General features: G+C 63.4%; 17 protein-coding genes. 11 read left to right on the forward strand and 6 right to left on the reverse strand.

What is annotated here, in order from left to right; genetic code table 11:
• The first annotated feature begins 270 nt into the window (after positions 1–270).
• The 4 genes from AKL02_RS02145 to AKL02_RS02160 all read left to right on the forward strand — a co-directional run bounded on the left by AKL02_RS02145 (position 271) and on the right by AKL02_RS02160 (position 3,892).
• Positions 271–678 carry a hypothetical protein gene (locus AKL02_RS02145; RefSeq protein WP_133051945.1) on the forward strand — a complete coding sequence of 136 codons (408 nt, stop codon included), beginning with the start codon at positions 271–273 and terminating at the stop codon, positions 676–678.
• 240 nt (positions 679–918) lie between these two features.
• Positions 919–1,662, forward strand: coding sequence for a sigma-70 family RNA polymerase sigma factor (locus AKL02_RS02150; protein ID WP_078540288.1), 744 nt, complete (start codon positions 919–921; stop codon positions 1,660–1,662).
• Positions 1,663–1,830: 168 nt separating this feature from the next.
• A complete protein-coding gene (locus AKL02_RS02155) occupies positions 1,831–3,201 on the forward strand; it encodes a flagellar hook-length control protein FliK (RefSeq protein WP_083077766.1) in 1,371 nt (456 codons plus the stop codon).
• A gap of 10 nt (positions 3,202–3,211) precedes the next feature.
• Positions 3,212–3,892 carry a flagellar hook assembly protein FlgD gene (locus AKL02_RS02160; RefSeq protein ID WP_165756970.1) on the forward strand — a complete coding sequence of 227 codons (681 nt, stop codon included), beginning with the start codon at positions 3,212–3,214 and terminating at the stop codon, positions 3,890–3,892.
• A 39-nt stretch (positions 3,893–3,931) separates the two neighbouring features.
• On the opposite strand, the gene AKL02_RS02165 is transcribed toward AKL02_RS02160, so the two are convergent.
• The 5 genes from AKL02_RS02165 to flgF are packed head-to-tail and all read right to left on the reverse strand — an operon-like array spanning position 3,932 to position 7,353.
• Positions 3,932–4,345: a hypothetical protein gene (locus tag AKL02_RS02165; protein WP_083077764.1), complete on the reverse strand. Its 414-nt coding sequence runs from the start codon at positions 4,343–4,345 to the stop codon at positions 3,932–3,934.
• Between the two features lie 30 nt (positions 4,346–4,375).
• The gene (gene flgH, locus AKL02_RS02170; RefSeq protein ID WP_332836458.1) at positions 4,376–5,131 is read right to left on the reverse strand and encodes a flagellar basal body L-ring protein FlgH; all 756 of its coding nucleotides are present in this window, start codon (positions 5,129–5,131) and stop codon (positions 4,376–4,378) included.
• Positions 5,128–5,805, reverse strand: coding sequence for a flagellar basal body P-ring formation chaperone FlgA (gene flgA, locus AKL02_RS02175; RefSeq protein ID WP_078545138.1), 678 nt, complete (start codon positions 5,803–5,805; stop codon positions 5,128–5,130). Before flgA ends, flgH begins: the two co-directional genes overlap by 4 nt.
• Positions 5,806–5,809: 4 nt before the next feature.
• Positions 5,810–6,595, reverse strand: coding sequence for a flagellar basal-body rod protein FlgG (gene flgG, locus AKL02_RS02180; RefSeq protein ID WP_078522000.1), 786 nt, complete (start codon positions 6,593–6,595; stop codon positions 5,810–5,812).
• A 23-nt stretch (positions 6,596–6,618) separates the two neighbouring features.
• Positions 6,619–7,353, reverse strand: coding sequence for a flagellar basal-body rod protein FlgF (flgF, locus tag AKL02_RS02185; protein ID WP_083077763.1), 735 nt, complete (start codon positions 7,351–7,353; stop codon positions 6,619–6,621).
• A gap of 170 nt (positions 7,354–7,523) precedes the next feature.
• On the opposite strand from flgF, the gene AKL02_RS02190 reads away from it, so the two are divergent.
• The 4 genes from AKL02_RS02190 to AKL02_RS02205 all read left to right on the forward strand — a co-directional run bounded on the left by AKL02_RS02190 (position 7,524) and on the right by AKL02_RS02205 (position 13,230).
• On the forward strand, positions 7,524–9,278 hold the full coding sequence (locus AKL02_RS02190) for a tetratricopeptide repeat protein (protein WP_083077762.1): 1,755 nt from the start codon (positions 7,524–7,526) through the stop codon (positions 9,276–9,278).
• Between the two features lie 133 nt (positions 9,279–9,411).
• A complete protein-coding gene (locus AKL02_RS02195; protein WP_078602115.1) occupies positions 9,412–10,710 on the forward strand; it encodes a flagellar hook protein FlgE in 1,299 nt (432 codons plus the stop codon).
• 27 nt (positions 10,711–10,737) lie between these two features.
• Positions 10,738–12,150 carry a flagellar hook-associated protein FlgK gene (gene flgK / locus AKL02_RS02200; protein WP_083077761.1) on the forward strand — a complete coding sequence of 471 codons (1,413 nt, stop codon included), beginning with the start codon at positions 10,738–10,740 and terminating at the stop codon, positions 12,148–12,150.
• A gap of 12 nt (positions 12,151–12,162) precedes the next feature.
• On the forward strand, positions 12,163–13,230 hold the full coding sequence (locus AKL02_RS02205; RefSeq protein WP_083077760.1) for a flagellin: 1,068 nt from the start codon (positions 12,163–12,165) through the stop codon (positions 13,228–13,230).
• Between the two features lie 9 nt (positions 13,231–13,239).
• Here AKL02_RS02205 and AKL02_RS02210 read toward each other — a convergent pair whose 3' ends face one another.
• A complete protein-coding gene (locus tag AKL02_RS02210) occupies positions 13,240–13,992 on the reverse strand; it encodes a response regulator transcription factor (protein WP_078547203.1) in 753 nt (250 codons plus the stop codon).
• Between the two features lie 152 nt (positions 13,993–14,144).
• Here AKL02_RS02210 and AKL02_RS02215 point away from each other — a divergent pair, with 152 nt between their 5' ends.
• Genes AKL02_RS02215 through AKL02_RS02225 form a run of 3 tightly spaced genes read left to right on the forward strand, consistent with a single transcriptional unit; the run spans position 14,145 to position 16,106 of the window.
• Positions 14,145–15,302, forward strand: coding sequence for a flagellar basal body P-ring protein FlgI (locus AKL02_RS02215; RefSeq protein ID WP_078604345.1), 1,158 nt, complete (start codon positions 14,145–14,147; stop codon positions 15,300–15,302).
• Positions 15,302–15,619 carry a rod-binding protein gene (locus AKL02_RS02220; protein WP_083077759.1) on the forward strand — a complete coding sequence of 106 codons (318 nt, stop codon included), beginning with the start codon at positions 15,302–15,304 and terminating at the stop codon, positions 15,617–15,619. The genes AKL02_RS02215 and AKL02_RS02220 overlap by 1 nt, the downstream gene beginning before the upstream one ends.
• Complete coding sequence (locus tag AKL02_RS02225; RefSeq protein ID WP_083077758.1) at positions 15,612–16,106, forward strand: hypothetical protein; 495 nt, start codon at positions 15,612–15,614, stop codon at positions 16,104–16,106. Before AKL02_RS02220 ends, AKL02_RS02225 begins: the two co-directional genes overlap by 8 nt.
• Positions 16,107–16,111: the final 5 nt, after the last annotated feature.

Genomic DNA, 16,111 nt, shown 5'->3' on the forward strand with positions numbered 1-16,111 from the left:
AGCACACAATCTGTGGTCGCACCATCGACAAGCTGTGGATGGTTGAGGGGGTGCCCACAACCGATAGTGTTTGAACCTATGAAAAATAGGCTTTCCAACGCTTCGCCCGTTGCCGGTCTGGGGATAACTTGGCGGTCACCGGTTCGCCACCTTCACGTAGAATTTATCCTTACTCGCCTTACGGTTTAACAATCCTTAACCTTACCGGATCGTGAATCGCTGGTAATCTGCCGTTACTGGAATTTGGGGACTCGGGGATTAGGGATGTCCATGAAAAATAACGATTTGTTAGCGCAGATTTGGGAAGGTTCGGTGACGCAAGCGTCATCGGGCGCAGGGTCTCAGGGAAGTTTGGTGGCGGCTGCGCTTCTGCCTGCGCACACTGTTTTGCTGCGCTCGACTCGCAAGGATGCAAGCTTGCTCGTGCTGCCCGAAGCCGAAGAGCTTCTGCCGGGAATCTCGCTTGGTGATATTCTTGCGGAAGAGCTTGGAATCGAGGTGCCTTATGGAAGCCTCGTGGTGATCGAGCCGACGCAAGTCGCAGGGGTGAAGCATGGTTTTGGGGACCGTGCGATCGACCTCCGGCTGCCGGCGATGGCGTCGCCCGCACGTGGTGGCTGTTCGCTGCACGAAGATGCACGGGATCGCAGCGCGACCGCGACGGGCAGTCACCTGTGAGCGCGAAGGCCGTGGAAAACGGCCGCTATGCGTTCTGCGCTCGGTTGGCGGACCGAGCCAGTCTGACAAAGTCATGAGAATGCCGCGCCGTCTCGAGAGGCGGCGCGGCCTCCCGCGGCATTAATCCGAGGTTAACCAGAAAAGCCTCCGATTAACTTGCCTTTAATCAAGTAAAGCTTTCTCCAAACATGCCCCCGTGGTCTTCTGTTCTTCAAGAATAGAGCGGATAGAGGCGGAGTAATGTTTGCATTGAGCTTCCGTGCTGCACTTGATGCGCCATTTCTGAATGTTGAAGAAGAACGGCAGGCCATCTCGCGCTGGCAGGAATATGGAGATCGGGACTCGCTCGAAATTCTCCTGCGCTCGCATGTCCGTCAGGCCTATGCGCAGGCGCGTCGCTGGGCGACCAATCCGGTCGAGCTCGAAGACCTCGTGGCGGAAGGGATCATCGGTCTGATGCGTGCCGCCGAACGGTTCGATCTGACGCAGGACGTGCGCTTCTCCACCTATTCGCACTGGTGGGTGATGACCTGCGTCCTCAATGCGCTCGCCCGGATCAAGACGGTGATCGATGTGCCGGCGCGGGTCTATCTCGATGCGCGGATGGGGCGGCTGGACAATCCCGAGGCGAGCCAGCTTCTGACCGGTCTGGTGGCGCTGGATGCCAGGTCGTTCGATGACAGTGACGCCGAGATGATGGAGATGATGCGCAGCCCGGACCTTACGCCCGAAGAGCAGACGGTGGCCGCATCCGCCGCACGCGCAGCGCATGAGGTTTTGGAAGATGCGTTGGACGATCTGGATGCGCCGGATCGCGAGATGGTCTTGCGCCGCAAATTGCAGACGCCGCCGGAGTCTCTCGACGATCTGGCCCGCGATCTCGGGATGAGCCGCGAGCGCGCCCGGCAGGTCGAAAAGCGCGCGCTCATCCGGTTGAAGCGATGCCTTGAAAAACGCGGGTTCAGCCCTGCGATGCTGAACTGAGAGGGCTGGGATGGCACGTCATCTGATGATCGCAGGACATGGGCGCGCGGGCGCCGGACTGCCTTGCAATATGCCGCGTGCGACAAGCGTGCTCGCGCCGATCTCGCAGTCGGGTTCCTGGGGCGCGCGCGAACTGAGATGCCGGGCTGATGTGACGAGGGTGATGAGATGGACGCGATAGCTGCGACATTGCTGAAGACGACGGCCTCTGGCGCAGGGGCCGGGCGGAAGTCGTCATCGGAGGCGACCGGCTTCGGATCGCTTTTGCAAGGCGTGCAACCGGATGCGGGTAGTGCCGCGAAGGCGGGGGCGTCGGCGGTGGCCGCTTCGCCCAAGGGTGCGACAGCGGCGGTCCTTGCGGGGAATCCCGCGCTTCAGGCCGAGCTGGCCGGGAAGCTGCAGAAGGTTCGGGACGGTGCGCTGGCAGAATTGGCGCAGGGCAAGCCGATCGGGGCGGTGCTGAAAGAGCTGGGCTCCTCGCTCGCGACGGTGCTCGCCGAGTTCGACGCCGCGCATGGCACGAAATTGCAGGAAGCTCTCGCCCAGGCGCTCGAAGCTATGGAGCTGCAAGCGGGCGGCGCAGAGGCAAAGCCCGCTTCGGATCATGCGCGCGACAAAAGCGACACGATCGACGAGGTCTTCGCGAGCCTTCTGGTCTCGCTCGGTCTGCAAGCGAAGCCGCCTGAGCCCGCATCGCCGCAAAAGGGCGGCGCGCAGACCCCATCGGTCGCCGGGCTCACGCCCGCGCATTCTGTGGGCGACCTTTCCTCTCCGATGGTGCAGCCGCAGCCTGAGGTGCCGCAGACGCAGACGCAGGTCATCACCTCCGTTCCGCAGGGGCTTGCCGGGGCGGTGCCTGCGCCACTGGCGCCGGAGGTCCCCCAGAACGACATGGACCCGCGCGTGCGTGCCGTTCTGGAAGCCGCCGCGAACGGCGCGGGGAAGACGGGCAAGACCGAGGCGCAGGCGGCAGTGCTATCCGCCGCGCCGGGCAAGGGCGATCCCAAACCGGCGCAGCCATTCGCCGAGGCCGCCCGCGCCGGGGCGCTGCCCGATGCGGCCGTGGCACGGCTCACGCAGCATGACGCAAGTCACACAGCCCGGAGCGAGGCTCCGGCGCAACCGGGGCAGACAGCCCAGCCCTCGCCGCGCTTTGCGGTCTTTGTCGCGACGCAACTCCGCCGCGCCGATCTGCAGGAGGGGCGCACTCGCGTGGCCCTGACCCCGCGCGGGCTGGGCGATATCGAGATCGACGTGGAGCGCGACAAGCACGGTCAGGTCAACGTGGTCGTTCGGGCCGAAAGTCCGGCGGTGCTGAGCGCCTTGCGCGGGGATCGCGAGACGCTCGCGGCGATCCTGGCGGGGCAGGGCCTGCAGATGGATAGCGGCGCGCTCGATTTCGAGCAATTCGGCGGTCATGGCGAGGGCGAAGAAGAACGCTCCTCCGGCCAAGGCGCGAGCATTGACGAAGACGTCCCCGTGCTGGGCGCCGATTGGCAGCCCACCATCGACGACGGACAACTGGATATCAGGACCTGAGGAGCCCCAGATGAGCATCTCCCCGACAAGCACCAATCCGGCCGCGACTGCGACCGACACGACCGCCACGGCAAATCCGGCGCAGTCGAAGCTCTCGGCGGATTACAACAGCTTCCTGCAGCTTCTGACGGCGCAGATCAAAAATCAGGACCCGCTGAAGCCGATGGACTCGACGCAATTCGTCTCGCAGCTGGCGCAGCTCAGTCAGGTCGAGCAATCGGTGCAGACCAATACCAACCTCAAGACGATCGACGCCAAGTTGAGCGCGATCGGCGGGATGTCGGATGTGGCCCTGATGGGCAAGACGGTGTCGCTCGCCTCCGACCGGATCGAGCTGCGCGACGGTCAGGCCAGCACCAGCTATGAGCTCGCCGCCCCCGCCGACAAGGTGACTGCGATCATCAAGACGGAGGACGGGACCGAACTGCGCCGGATCACGGGCCTGCCCGGACGTTCGGGCGAGAAGATCGCGCTGAGCTGGGACGGGCGCGATTCCGCGGGGCTGCCGGTGCCCGATGACACGTTCCGGGTCGAGATCGACGCGCAGGATGCCGATGGCAATGCGGTTTCCTACGACACCTATCCCAGCACGCAGGTCGAGCAGGTGCGGTTCTCGTCGCAGGGGCAGTCGCTGGTTCTGCGCAATGGCGAGGAAGTGCCCAGCTCGCTCATCGTTGCGGTGTCGGGCTGACGCGAGTGTCCCCCTGCGCGGTGCGCGGCGGCGGAGTTCCTATCCTTGCTTGAATGGTGCCGCGCTGTTCACCTTCGCCGCCTGTAAGCCGGGCACACGGTCCTCGAGGCCGCGCTCGAGCAGCGGGACGAGCTCGTCAGGCGTGACCGTATCGGGGTCGAAGATCCGATTGTCCGCGAGTTTGGTCAGCAGATCGAGCGACTCATCGCGCAGTTTCGGCACGAGCGCCGGTCCATCGGCAAGCTCTTTTCCCTTCAGAACCAGCGTTACATCGACCGTCAGGTAGCTGACCGCGCGCGCCCGGAAGATCGGGACCGTAATCGCTCCCAGTGCGATGTCGCGCGGGGCAGGCTCGGGCGGGGCTTCGGGCGCTTTGGGCCCTGGCGCGATCTGGCTGCCGCCAAGATAGCCCAGGCCCGCCGCGACGATTGGCACCACCACGATGAGCAGCACGAGTGTTCTCCAGCGCGGCATGGGTCGCGCTCAGTAGGGCAGGACGACGTCGAGCGCGTCTTCCCCGTAGCGGGGCTGTTGAACCTTGCTGATCTGGCCGCGCCCGCCATAGGAGATGCGCGCCTCGGCGATCTTCTCGTAGGGGATCGTGTTGTCCATCCGGATGTCTTCGGGACGGATGATCCCGGCCACCCGCAATTCGCGCAGCTCGTGATTGACCTTCACCTCCTGGCGTCCGGCGATCACGAAATTCCCGTTTTGCAGCTTCCGGATGACGAGGGCCGCGACCTTGAGGCTGATCGTCTCGTTGCGCTTGATCGAGCCGGTGCCGCTGGCGCTCGATTGCGAGCTGAGATCGACGATATTGCTGCCCGTGGGCAGGTCTTTCTCGCTGACGCCGGGCAGGATCTTCGCGATCTTTCCGCCATAGCCGAGAAAGGTCGGGAAGCCGACGCTCTGGCTGCCGTCGCGGCTGCGCTGGGAGGCGTTCTGAAGCTGCGCCTCGTCGTTGATGTCGATATCGACGGTCAGCAGATCGCCCACCTTGTCGGCGCGCTGATCGCCGAAGAAGCCGGTGGAGCCGGTCTGCCAGAGCGACGCGGCCTCGGCCCGCTGCGGAATGCGCGTAGGCTCCAGCGGCGGCATCGGAACGCTGACCCGGTTCACTTCTGGGATCGTGTCGCCATCGACGACCATGTCGCTCACTTTCGGGTCGCGCTCGAAGGCCGTGCCGGGACCGCAGGCGGCCAGCGCGAGCATCGGCAGGATGTAGAACGGATGTCTCACTTCTGAATCTCCACTTTGCCATCGGGCTTGGCGATGCCTTCGACAATTTTGTTGCTTACGAGATTGACCACGCGCACCGACTGATCCGCATGGGCGTCGGAGATCGCCTTGCCGGGCGCGGTCAGCGACATCGGGCCTTTCGAATATTCGATCGAGACCGGGTCGCCGCGCGAGATGATGACCGGCTCGGTGATCGACTGGCTCATCACCGGACGCCCGCGCGCCAGGACCCGGCGCACCTGCATCCCGGCCAGATGGTCGAGCTGCGTCACGGCATAGGCGCCGACTTGGCCATAGGGCAGGTCGACCATCTGGAAATCATCGCCCGACAGGATGGCGCCGGGGAGGATTTGCTGCGTCGGGACAGGAACGGGCACGTTCAGCAGTGCAAGCCCCGCGAGGCGCCGCACATCGCCCGACGCCTCGACCGCATTCGCGAGAAATTGCCCCGTGGAGCGATCCATCCAGAAATCGCTGATCATCTCCGCGTCTCCGGGGTCGCTGTCTTGCAGCGTGATCTCGAAATGACCGCTCGGCGGCATCTCGAGGCCCCAGGACTGCTCAGCCTTCTCGGCGATCAGCACGCGCACGGATTCCGCGCTCGCGGGTCCGGCGAGAAGCGCGGTGACGAGTGTGGCGAGAACGGCAGTTGCAGAGGCGAATTTCGGGATCATGGCATCACTTGATCTGGTTCGAGGTGGACATCATCTGGTCGGCCGTCTCGATCGCCTTCGAGTTCATCTCATAGGCGCGCTGCGCCGAGATCAGGTCGGTGATCTGCTGGATGATGTTGACGTTGGAGCTCTCAAGGTAGCCCTGACGCAAGATGCCGACGCCCGGATCGCCCGGCAGCGCCTCGGTCGGCTCGCCCGAAGCGGTCGTGGCCTGCAGAAGGTTGTTGCCCAGCGGCTTCATCCCCGCCTCGTTGACGAAGGTCGACATCGTGATCTGGCCGATCTGCACCGGGGTCGGGTCCTTGCCGACATAGGCCATCACGAGACCCTGCTGGTTGATCTCGACATTGGTGGTGTTGGCCGGGACGTTGATCCCGGGTGCGACCTCATAGCCGTCCATCGACACGATCTGGCCCTCGGGGCTCAGCTGGAAGGTGCCGGCCCGCGTATAGGCCTGACTGCCATCGGGCATGTTGAGGGTGAAATAGCCGCCGCCGTCGATCGCGAGATCGAGCTGGTTTTCGGTCTGCACCAGACCGCCTTGCGTGTTGAGCCGCACCACGCCCGCGCTTTGCACGCCGAGGCCGATATCCACGCCCACAGGGCGTGCGGTTCCGTCGGCCGAGGTCAGCGAGCCTTCGCGTTGCAGCGACTGGTAGACCAGATCCTGAAAGGCGGCGCGGCTGCTCTTGTAGCCGGTGGTGTTCGCGTTCGCGATGTTGTTCGAGATCACGTCCACATTGGTCTGCTGAGCCAGCATCCCCGTCGCGGCAATTCCAAGTGCTCTCATGGTTCAGCTCCTTTTCGCGCCGGTCAGACTTTGCCAAGCCTGCGCAGTGTTTCCTGACGAAGGGTGTTCTGTTCATCCATCAACTTCACCGCCCGCTCGTAGGAGCGCTGGATGTCCATCATTCGGGTCATCTCGACCACCGGCTGGACATTGCTCTCCTCGACGAAGCCCTGAGCGACCTGCGTCGTGTCAGACGGGGTGAAGGCGGGGGCGCCTCCGGGCGCGGCAAAGAGGCCGCCGCCCAGACGATTGAAGCTTTGGATGTCGGGCACGGTGAACATGCCCAGCGTGCCGATGGTGCCGCTATTGGGCCCCGAGATCGTGCCGTCTCGGGAGATCGTGATCTTCTCGCCCGGCGGGATCGCGATCGGCGCGCCGCCCCGGTCGAGAACCTTGTTGCCCGTCAGCGTCACGAGATTGCCCTGCGGGTCGACGGTCAGCCGCCCGTCGCGCCCGAAAGCCGTCTGCCCCTCGGGCGTGGTATAGGCGAGCCAGCCGTCCCCGTTCAGCGCGACATCGAGCGGATTGGACGTCTTGGTCAGCGAGCCTTGGCGGTCATCGAGATAGGAGCCCTTGTCGAGCACGTAGCTCACGTCATCCTCGGGGCCCGCATTGCCCTTCGAGTTATAGCTCTCGGTCAGCGAGCGTTCGGCCTTGAAGCCTGCCGTGTTGGCGTTGGCCATGTTGTTGGCCGAAATGTCGAGGCTGCGCCACAGCGTCGAGGCGAGGGATAGAGAGACGTAATTTGAGCTATCCATGAATTTCCGTCCGCGAGAATGGATCTTGTGTCTTTGTGCTTGGATCGCTGCCAATTTCTATTCAATAATGTTTGCTAATCTTGGAATAATCAATACTATTCTTTAAGGCGCGAAGGAATTCTGGTGCGTTTGGGCAAGAGGTGATGGAGTTGCGAGGCGGTTTTCCCTTCATGGGCGGCGTTTTGGCGCTCTGTCTTCTCAGCGGCGGTGCTGCGGCGGAGACGCTTCCCGCACCTCCCCCTTTCGATTTCGCGCAATACACGCAAGCGGGGTTCCTCGCGGATCGCGATGCGCTGGCCGCAGGCGTTGCTGCAGCCGAGCCGGGGCCGTCGCACGCCATTGCGCGGCTCGATCTTGCGGAATTCTATCTCGCCCATGTCATGCTGCCCGAGGGGCGCTCCGTGCTGGGCGACGAGATGCCCGACGGTTTGATCCCGGCAGAGCAGGCCCGCTGGCGCGCGATTGCGGCAGGGTTCAGCATCATGGAAGGGATGGGGGTGCCGACTGGCACCCTCCTGCCGAATGCCGACTGGGCGAACTGGCAGGACTATCACCTCTGGGCGGCGCTGAACGCGATCACGCAGGGCGACGCGGTGGAGCTTGAGGGCAATCTCGCGGGTGCGGCTGACCGGCTTCCAGCCTATCCACCCGTTTTCGTTGAGGCCTGCCTGCCTGCGCTTCTGGAAGGCGCGATCGCGGTCAAGAAATGGCCGCTGGCTCAGCGGCTGAGCCGGGATTTCGACGGCTACCCCGAGCTTAAATCGCAGCCGGTCTATAGCTTTCTTATTGGGCGGGTGGCGGAGCAATCGCATCATCCCGACAAGGCCTATGCCGCCTATCGCGAAGCGGCGAAGGGGCAGGATCGGTACGCGCAGCGGGCGCGGCTCGCATTGGTCAGCTTGGGACTTGAACATGGAGCGCTGACGCCCGACCAAGGTTTGTCGATGCTCGCCGAGGCTAACCTTGCGTGGCGCGGCGACAGGTTCGACCTGCAGGCGCTCGAGCAGCGCGCGCATCTGGGCGAGACGTCCGGCCGCGATGTGGATGCGCTGATCGCTTATGGCGAGATCCTCACCCGGTTTCCCGAGCGTCCGCAGGCGCGCGCGGCGGCGAAGGCCGCCGACAAGCTGCTAAAGGCGTTTTATGCGAAGGGTGCGGCGGGGAAGATTTCGCTCACGGATTTTGCCGAGGGGCATCAGCGGCTGGAGGCCTATTACGAGGTCCGTCCCGATTTTCAGACCTATGCCGAGCAATTCGCGGATCGCCTGCTGGAGCTGGGGGCTACGACTCAGGCCGCGACGGAATATCGCAAGATCCGGGAAGCTCTGAGCGCACAGCGCAAGGACAACCCCGAGGCGGTGTCGCAAGATCGGATGGCCTATCTGGCGCTGCGCGAGGCGGAGGCGCTTGCGCGCGGGGGGCAATTCGCCCGCGCCGCCAAAGTGTTGGAGACCTCCGAGCGCCCCGCCGATGCGCAGGAGCTGAACCAGTTCAACGCGCTGCAGGCCCGCGTTCTGGCCGAGGCCGGGAAGACCGATGCGGCCTTGCAGGCCAAGGTCACCTCGCACTCGGCCGATCATCTGCGGCTTCAGGCGCGGCTCCACTGGAAGAAGGGCGATTGGAAGGCGGCGACGCGGTCCTATCGCGAGTTGTGGAAGAAGGCCCCGGACGATTTCTCCGAGACCGACGCGGTCGAATTGCTGCTGGCCGCTTACCGCTCCGGCGATCTGACCACGGCCCGCAGCGTCGCCGAGGTCTTCCCGCGTCTGGCGGGGCGTGAAGATCTCAACAAGCTCGTCGCAAGCCTTCTGGCGGAGCCCGCAAAACTCAGCCCGCTGATGGACGCGGCTGCGCGGGACCGGCTGCGCAAGGCGGATGACGCGCTTGAGATGGTTGGGTCGGAGGCGAAGCAGGCTGGCGGGTAGATATCTTTGCTATGCATTACTCCTCACCAACATCGTCAAAGACAAAACGCAGATATTTTTAACTCCAGTTAAACATCGATCGCATATCTCCAAGATAGGACCCCCTTCTCTTCGGACATGAGAGGATAAAACCATGAGTATTTCGAGCGCGATGCAGACCGGCGTGAGCGGCCTGAACGCAAACTCCGTCGCCGTTGGCGAAATTTCCGAGAATATCGCGAATGCGAATACCACGGGCTACAAGCGCAGCTTCGCCCAGATGGTGACCATGACGCCGAGCGGCGGGCTCGATGCGCCCTCGGGCGTCAATGCTGTCGTTTCCTCCGACGTGACGAACGGGGGCGCGGTGATCCCCACCAGTTCCGCAACCGATTTCGCGGTGAACGGGAACGGGTTCTTCGTTGTGTCTGGCAGAGCCAATACGAGCGTCGAATCCGATTACGTCCTGACGCGCGCCGGGTCGTTCAAGCCCGACGAGAATGGCGACCTTGTCAATTCGGCAGGCTATTTCCTTTCGGGCTACCCCTATACCGACGGCACGCTCGGCTCGATCGACGGCAACAGCTTCAATGGGCTGAAGACGGTGAACGTGACCGATGCGACGCTGAGCGCGAAGGCGACGACCACGGTCAGCGTGCAAGGCAATCTGCCTTCGCAGGAAACCGGAAACGCGACGCCGGGCGCACCCTTCACCTCGTCCTCGCAATATTTCACGCCGCTCGGTGCGGCGAAGCGGCTCGAATATTCCTGGCAGCCGACTGCGACCCAGAACCAGTGGGACGTGACCGTGTCCGATGGCGACGGCGTTCCCTACGGTCAGGTCACGGTCGATTTCGCCGCCAGCGGGCCCAATGCGGGCGCCCCGGTCAGCTATTCCGGCGTGACCAATCTCGCCACGGCCCCCGGTGCCTTCTCGATGGACACGACCACGGGCGTCATGAGCCTGACGATGAATGACGGTGGTACGACCCAGCCGATCGACGTCGGGCTCGGTGCGCTGAACAGCTTCGACGGGATGACCCAGTTCGCCGGCGATTTCACCCCGCAGAAATTCGACACGGACGGCTCGTCCGCCGGCGCGCTGACCCGGATGGAGGTCGATGATACCGGCACGATGTACGGGATCTTCGATAACGGCCAGCGACAGGCGCTCTACAAGATTCCGCTCGCCCATGTGGCGAACCCGAACGGGATGCAGGAGGTCGACGGCGACGCCTATCGGCTGACCCGCAACAGCGGTGACTTCACGATCCACAAGGCGAACGAGGGCCCGGTGGGCACGATTTCCTCGGGGACGCTTGAAGGGTCGAATGTCGATATCGCGCAGGAATTGAGCGATCTGATCCGCACCCAGCGGGCCTATTCCACCAACGCGAAGATCGTCACCACTATGGACGAGATGCTCGACGAGACCACGCGTCTGAAACGCTGATCGCCACGCTGAGAACGGAGTAAACCCATGAGCCTGACGGGCGCCCTCCAGGCGAGCACGAGCGGTCTGCGCACGGCGCAGATGCAATCGGAAGCGACCTCGCGCAACATCGCGAATGCGAGTACCGAGGGCTATGTGCGCAAGGAGTTGCCGCAGGTCACGACCGCGGGCGGCCTGGTGCAAACCGGCGAGGCGCGGCGCGAAGTCGACGCCTCGCTCAACCGCATGTATCGGCAGCATTCCTCGGCGATGGCGCGCGAGCAGGCGATCTACGAGGCGGTGGGCGAATATACCGCGACCCTCGGCCAGCCGGGCGATGGCCTCTCGCCTGCGGATCGCCTGACCGATCTGCGCAGTTCGATGATCGCGCTGGTGAACAACCCCGGCAGTAACGCGGCGCAAAACGGCGTGGCGTCCTCCGCGCAGGAGATGGTGACCTCGCTGAACCAAAGCAGCGACATGCTCGCGCGGGTCGGTGGCGAGGTCGATATGGAGATCAAATACGACGTCTCCGATTTCAACGAGACGCTGCACAAGATCACCTCGCTCAACAAGCAAATCTCGGACGCGCCGCCCGGCTCGCTCGGCGCAGCCGATCTGGGAGATCAGATGGATGTGCTGGTGGAAAACGCGTCGAAGCTGATCGACATGCAGGTGCGCCGTTCCACCGATGGGCGGGCCACGCTCTACACGGCTGGCGGGACGCCTCTCGTCGACGGCGATCAGGCCAGCTACATCACCTATGATCAGGTGGCTGGAAAGCTGTTCGCGGGCAAGACGGAGATCACCCCGGACTCCACCGACGCGCGCGGCTTCCAGAATGGCAGTCTCGCCGGTCTGTTCGCGGTGAAGAAAGACGTTCTGCCGCGCTTCCAGCTTCAGCTCGATGAGATGGCACGGGGGCTCGTGCAGGGGTTCGAGGGGGCCGATGCCTCGCTCGCGCCGGGGCAGGCGGGGCTCTTCACCGATGCAGGCGCGGCTTTCGACCCGGCCAAGCTCGAAGGGTTGGCGGGGCGGATTTCGGTCAATGCCGCGGTGGACCCGGCGCAGGGTGGCCAGCTATCGCGCCTGCGCGACGGGATCGGCGCCACCACGCCGGGTGCCGCAGGCGACTCGACCCAGATCGAAGCCTTCGTTTCGATGTTCGACGATCCGCTTTCGGCGGACCCGGGAACGGGGCTGGAGACGTCGCTGTCGCTGCGCGATTACGGCAGCAACATGATCTCGGCGCAGGAATTCGAGGGCACCCGTGCTCAGGAACGGTTCGCCGCCGCGCGCACCGCCGCCGAGACGGTGAACGGCACGCGCCAGGGCATTCAGGGCGTGAACATCGACGATGAGATGCAGAAGCTGATAACGATTCAGCAAAGCTATGCCGCAAATTCGAAGATGATGACTGCCGTCATGAAGATGATGGACACGTTGCTTGAAGCCGTCTGAGGAGACTGAACGATGATCCCCCTAATCCGGAATTCGCTGTCGACCTTGCAGATGAGCGTGATCTCGCGGCGGTCGGTCAGCCGCACCACGGCAGAGCTGCAACGGACGAGCGACGAGGTCGCGACCGGACGCAAATCTGATGTCTATGCGGATATGGGGGCGAAATCGGCCTTCGTGCTCGCGCTGGAAGATCGCGCGACGACCAATTCGCATTTCATTACCTCGAACAAGCTCCTCGGGAGCAAGCTGGATATGATCGCATCCAGCGCGTCTACGGCGCGCGGGGCCGCGCAGGATGTGCTCGGGCTCGCCGTCGGCAACCTCGAGCGCCCCGGCGCCTCGGCAGCGACCCTGCAGCAAAGCGCGCGCGCCGCCCTCGACACCATCATGACGACCCTGAACATTTCGCTCGATGGAGAGCATCTGTTCTCCGGGGTGGCCTCGGACGAGGCTGCGCTGCGGGGCTATGACGTGGCGAACGGTGCGACGGGCCTCTCGGCGGGGGATGTCCTGTCGGGGATCGTGGGCAGCGGCCCCGCAGATGCGACCCAGGCCGCGGCGATGCTGTCGCAGATCGGCAGCGTGTTCGACGACACCAATGCCGATCCGGCCAAACGCTACAGCTCGACCTTCTTCCAGGGGGACGCGACAGCCGGGACGCCGCGCAAAACGGCGCTGATCGGGGATGGCGAGACGCTCGATTACGGGATGCAGGCGGACGATCCCGAGTTCCGCAACCTGATCAAGGGGCTTGCGCTGTTCGCCTCGACCGACGTGTCGAAGATCAAGGATCCGGGCGCATATAAAAGCTGGATAGCCGCCGGCGTCAAAGCGCTGAGCGATGGCGTCGAAGGGCTGCGCAACTCCGAGACCGCGCTGGGTGCGAAGCAGAAGCGGCTCGACATCAAACTCACGCAGCAGCAATCGATGGATTCGGTACTGAATAGCCGCCTGTCGGATTACGTCTCGGTCGATCCCTATGAGGCCGCGACCCGGATGACCGCGCTCCAGACGCAACTCAGCGCGAGCTACAGCGTAGCCGCGCAGATGTCGAAGCTGTCGATCCTGAATTATCTCTGAGCCGCGCGTTTATCGCGCGGCTACCGTGCCCCGCGCGTCGGTTTGCTCATACGCTGCGAGCTTCACATCTCTCGTGCTTTCCAGCTCACTGAACTTGTAGCCACGACCGTAGACCGTCTCGATATATTGGTGGCCGCTATCGGCCGCATCGGCGATCTTCTTGCGCAGCTTGCAGATATAGACGTCGATGACCTTGTCGAAGGGCTGGTCGTCGCTCATCCCGTAGACCGCGTCATAGATCGCGCCTTTCGCAATCACCTTGTTCGCGTTCAGTGCCAAGTGCTGGAAGATCGCATGTTCGCGGTTCGAAAGTTTCAGCCGTGCGCCGGAGACCAGCGGGTCGCGACCGTCGAAGAAAGCGGTGATCTCGCCGACGCTGATGCTCTCGGCGGCGTGGCCATAGGAGCGCCGGATGATCGAGTTGATCCGCGACAGCGCTTCGATCCCCTTGATCGGGCTCACCATGACGTCGTCGGCCCCGGCATCGAGTGCTTCCGAGGCATCGCGCGAGTTCTTGAAGTCGCGCATTACCAGAACCGGGTTGCGGCAGCCGCAGCTACGGATGGCCCGGATGTAGTCAGTCACTTCCGGGCAGTCGCCGATCAGGATCGCCCGCGTGTCGACGCCCTTCTGGTTCAGCGTACTGAGATCGGACGCGAAGAAGGATGCGGGGACGAGGACGGGTTGCAGCCCAACGCTCTCCAGCTCGCTGAGCAGGCCGCGAACGCGGCCATCGCGAGGCTCAAAGACGTAAATATTCATGCAGGCCTCCATCCCGGGCAAGTTTCTCGCACAAGCGGCAAGATCACGCTAAGTTGCCACAAAGGATTAGTCAAGAATAGTACTGATTTATATTGGACACTATTTATGTTTTGCTTTAATTTGGCGGAATGTGCTGGTGATGTGAGGAAACTATGCTTGCTTCTTTGCGCCGAAAAGGTAATCGGGCGTCGTTTTCTCGCGCCGGGGTTCGTGGGGCGCTCGTCGCGCTCTCCGTCATTGCAGGGACGCTCTGCGCGATCCCGGCCGCCGCACAGGTTCGCATCAAGGATATCGCCAGTTTCGAGGGCGTGCGTGAGAACCAGCTCGTGGGCTACGGTCTCGTGGTCGGTCTGAACGGGACCGGCGACACCCTCAACGGCAGCCCCTTCACCAAGAAGTCGATCGAGGGGATGCTCGAACGGCTCGGCGTCGGCAACCTCTCCGGCGATGCGATCAAGACGAAGAACACAGCCGCGGTGATGGTGACGGCAAAATTGCCTCCCTTCGCCCGCCGCGGCTCGACGATCGACGTGACGATCTCTTCGCTCGGCAATGCGGACAGTCTGCGCGGTGGCACGCTGATCGTGACGCCGCTCGTCGGGGCGGATGGCGAGATCTATGCGGTGGGGCAGGGGCCGATCTCGGTCGCGGGCTATAGCGCGAAGGGCAATGCGGCGAGCATCGTGGATGGAGTGCCGACCGTCGCGCGGATGGAGAACGGCGCCATCGTCGAGAAGGAAATCGCATTCGAATTGAACTCGATGAATTCCGTGCGCCTGTCCCTGCGCGAGCCCGATTTCACGACCGCCTCACGGGTGGCGGGCGTGATCAACGACAAGCTTGGCCACAACACTGCACAGATGCTCGACCCCTCCACCATCGAGGTGCAGGCGAAGGGCAAATATGGTGTGCCGGAGCTTTTGGCGATGATCGAAAACCTGCCCGTCACGCCCGACTCCGTCGCCAAGGTGGTGGTCGACGAGAAATCCGGGACCATCGTGATCGGCTCGAATGTGCGGATCGATCAGGTCGCGATCAGTCAGGGCGGTCTGACCGTGAAGGTCAAGGAAAGCTACGCGGTCAGCCAGCCGAAGCCGATCTCCATCGGGGAGACTGTCGTGGTGCCCGAAACGGATGTGCAGGTCGAAGAGAGAAACACTCAGTTCAGCGTGCTCCAGGGGGGCGATGTCAGCCTTCAGGACCTCGTGGACGGCCTCAATGCGATTGGCGTGGGCGCCCGGCAGACGATCTCGATCCTGCAGGCGATCAAGGCCGCGGGTGCGCTTCATGCCGATCTGGAGATTATCTGATGAACCCGGTCGATCCGTCGAAGCCGTCGCTCTCGGCTGCGTCGCTCAAGGCGCCTGCTGCCTCTGGTGCGAAGTCGCAGGATGCGAAGGAGATCGCCAAGAATTTCGAGGCGACCTTCCTGCAGCAGGCCGTGGGCGAGATGATGAAGACCGTGAAGATGGGTGGGCTGGATGGCGGCCACGCCGAGGAGATGTGGAAATCTTTCCTCGCACGCGGCATCGCCGACGAGATCGCCGCCTCCGGCCGGACCGGGATCGCGCAAAGCGTCGAACGAATGATCGGCGCCTACAACTCGAACGGAGAAGACCATGGCTGATGAGACCCCGTCGCGTTTTCGCAAACGGATGCAGGCCCGGCGCGATATCGCCGCCGAAGGCCCCGTTTTGACCGACGAGGATGATGCGAACCTCGCCGCTTTCGAGGCGAATATCGATGCGACGCTCGATCTGTTGCGTGACGAAATCGCGGCGGTCGAGGCGGGGCATCTCGACCGCGTCACCGAGCTTTATGATCGGAAGGCGGACCTGCTGAAGCGGATCGAATTGAAGATTCCCGTGATCGAACCATTCCTCGAAGCGTCTGAGGATGCTGCGCCGGCGCTTCGCGAAAAGCTCCGCCAACTGAAGACCGCCGTGCAGGATAACAGCGTTCTGCTGTCGCGGATGTCCGAGGCGACCCGGGACATCGTGCGCGAAATCGAGAAGATCCGGAACCGGCACAGTCTCGACGGTCTCTATGGAAAGAGTGGCAAACCGGTCACAGGACAGGACGGTCCGCAGATGCATATCGATAAGGAATTCTAGATTCC

Origin of the sequence: Thioclava electrotropha, from assembly GCF_002085925.2 — a bacterium.
GTDB classification, from domain to species: Bacteria; Pseudomonadota; Alphaproteobacteria; order Rhodobacterales; family Rhodobacteraceae; genus Thioclava; species Thioclava electrotropha.

Coding starts and splice junctions, on each gene's coding strand:
- flgK (WP_083077761.1), top strand. CDS start 10,738: ATGAGCCTGACGGGCGCCCTCCAGGCGAGCACGAGCGGTCTGCGCACG.
- AKL02_RS02150 (WP_078540288.1), top strand. CDS start 919: ATGTTTGCATTGAGCTTCCGTGCTGCACTTGATGCGCCATTTCTGAAT.
- AKL02_RS02215 (WP_078604345.1), top strand. CDS start 14,145: ATGCTTGCTTCTTTGCGCCGAAAAGGTAATCGGGCGTCGTTTTCTCGC.
- AKL02_RS02195 (WP_078602115.1), top strand. CDS start 9,412: ATGAGTATTTCGAGCGCGATGCAGACCGGCGTGAGCGGCCTGAACGCA.
- AKL02_RS02220 (WP_083077759.1), top strand. CDS start 15,302: ATGAACCCGGTCGATCCGTCGAAGCCGTCGCTCTCGGCTGCGTCGCTC.
- flgF (WP_083077763.1), bottom strand. CDS start 7,353: ATGGATAGCTCAAATTACGTCTCTCTATCCCTCGCCTCGACGCTGTGG.
- AKL02_RS02155 (WP_083077766.1), top strand. CDS start 1,831: ATGGACGCGATAGCTGCGACATTGCTGAAGACGACGGCCTCTGGCGCA.
- AKL02_RS02210 (WP_078547203.1), bottom strand. CDS start 13,992: ATGAATATTTACGTCTTTGAGCCTCGCGATGGCCGCGTTCGCGGCCTG.
- AKL02_RS02145 (WP_133051945.1), top strand. CDS start 271: ATGAAAAATAACGATTTGTTAGCGCAGATTTGGGAAGGTTCGGTGACG.
- flgA (WP_078545138.1), bottom strand. CDS start 5,805: ATGATCCCGAAATTCGCCTCTGCAACTGCCGTTCTCGCCACACTCGTC.
- AKL02_RS02225 (WP_083077758.1), top strand. CDS start 15,612: ATGGCTGATGAGACCCCGTCGCGTTTTCGCAAACGGATGCAGGCCCGG.
- AKL02_RS02160 (WP_165756970.1), top strand. CDS start 3,212: ATGAGCATCTCCCCGACAAGCACCAATCCGGCCGCGACTGCGACCGAC.
- AKL02_RS02205 (WP_083077760.1), top strand. CDS start 12,163: ATGATCCCCCTAATCCGGAATTCGCTGTCGACCTTGCAGATGAGCGTG.
- flgG (WP_078522000.1), bottom strand. CDS start 6,595: ATGAGAGCACTTGGAATTGCCGCGACGGGGATGCTGGCTCAGCAGACC.
- AKL02_RS02190 (WP_083077762.1), top strand. CDS start 7,524: ATGGGCGGCGTTTTGGCGCTCTGTCTTCTCAGCGGCGGTGCTGCGGCG.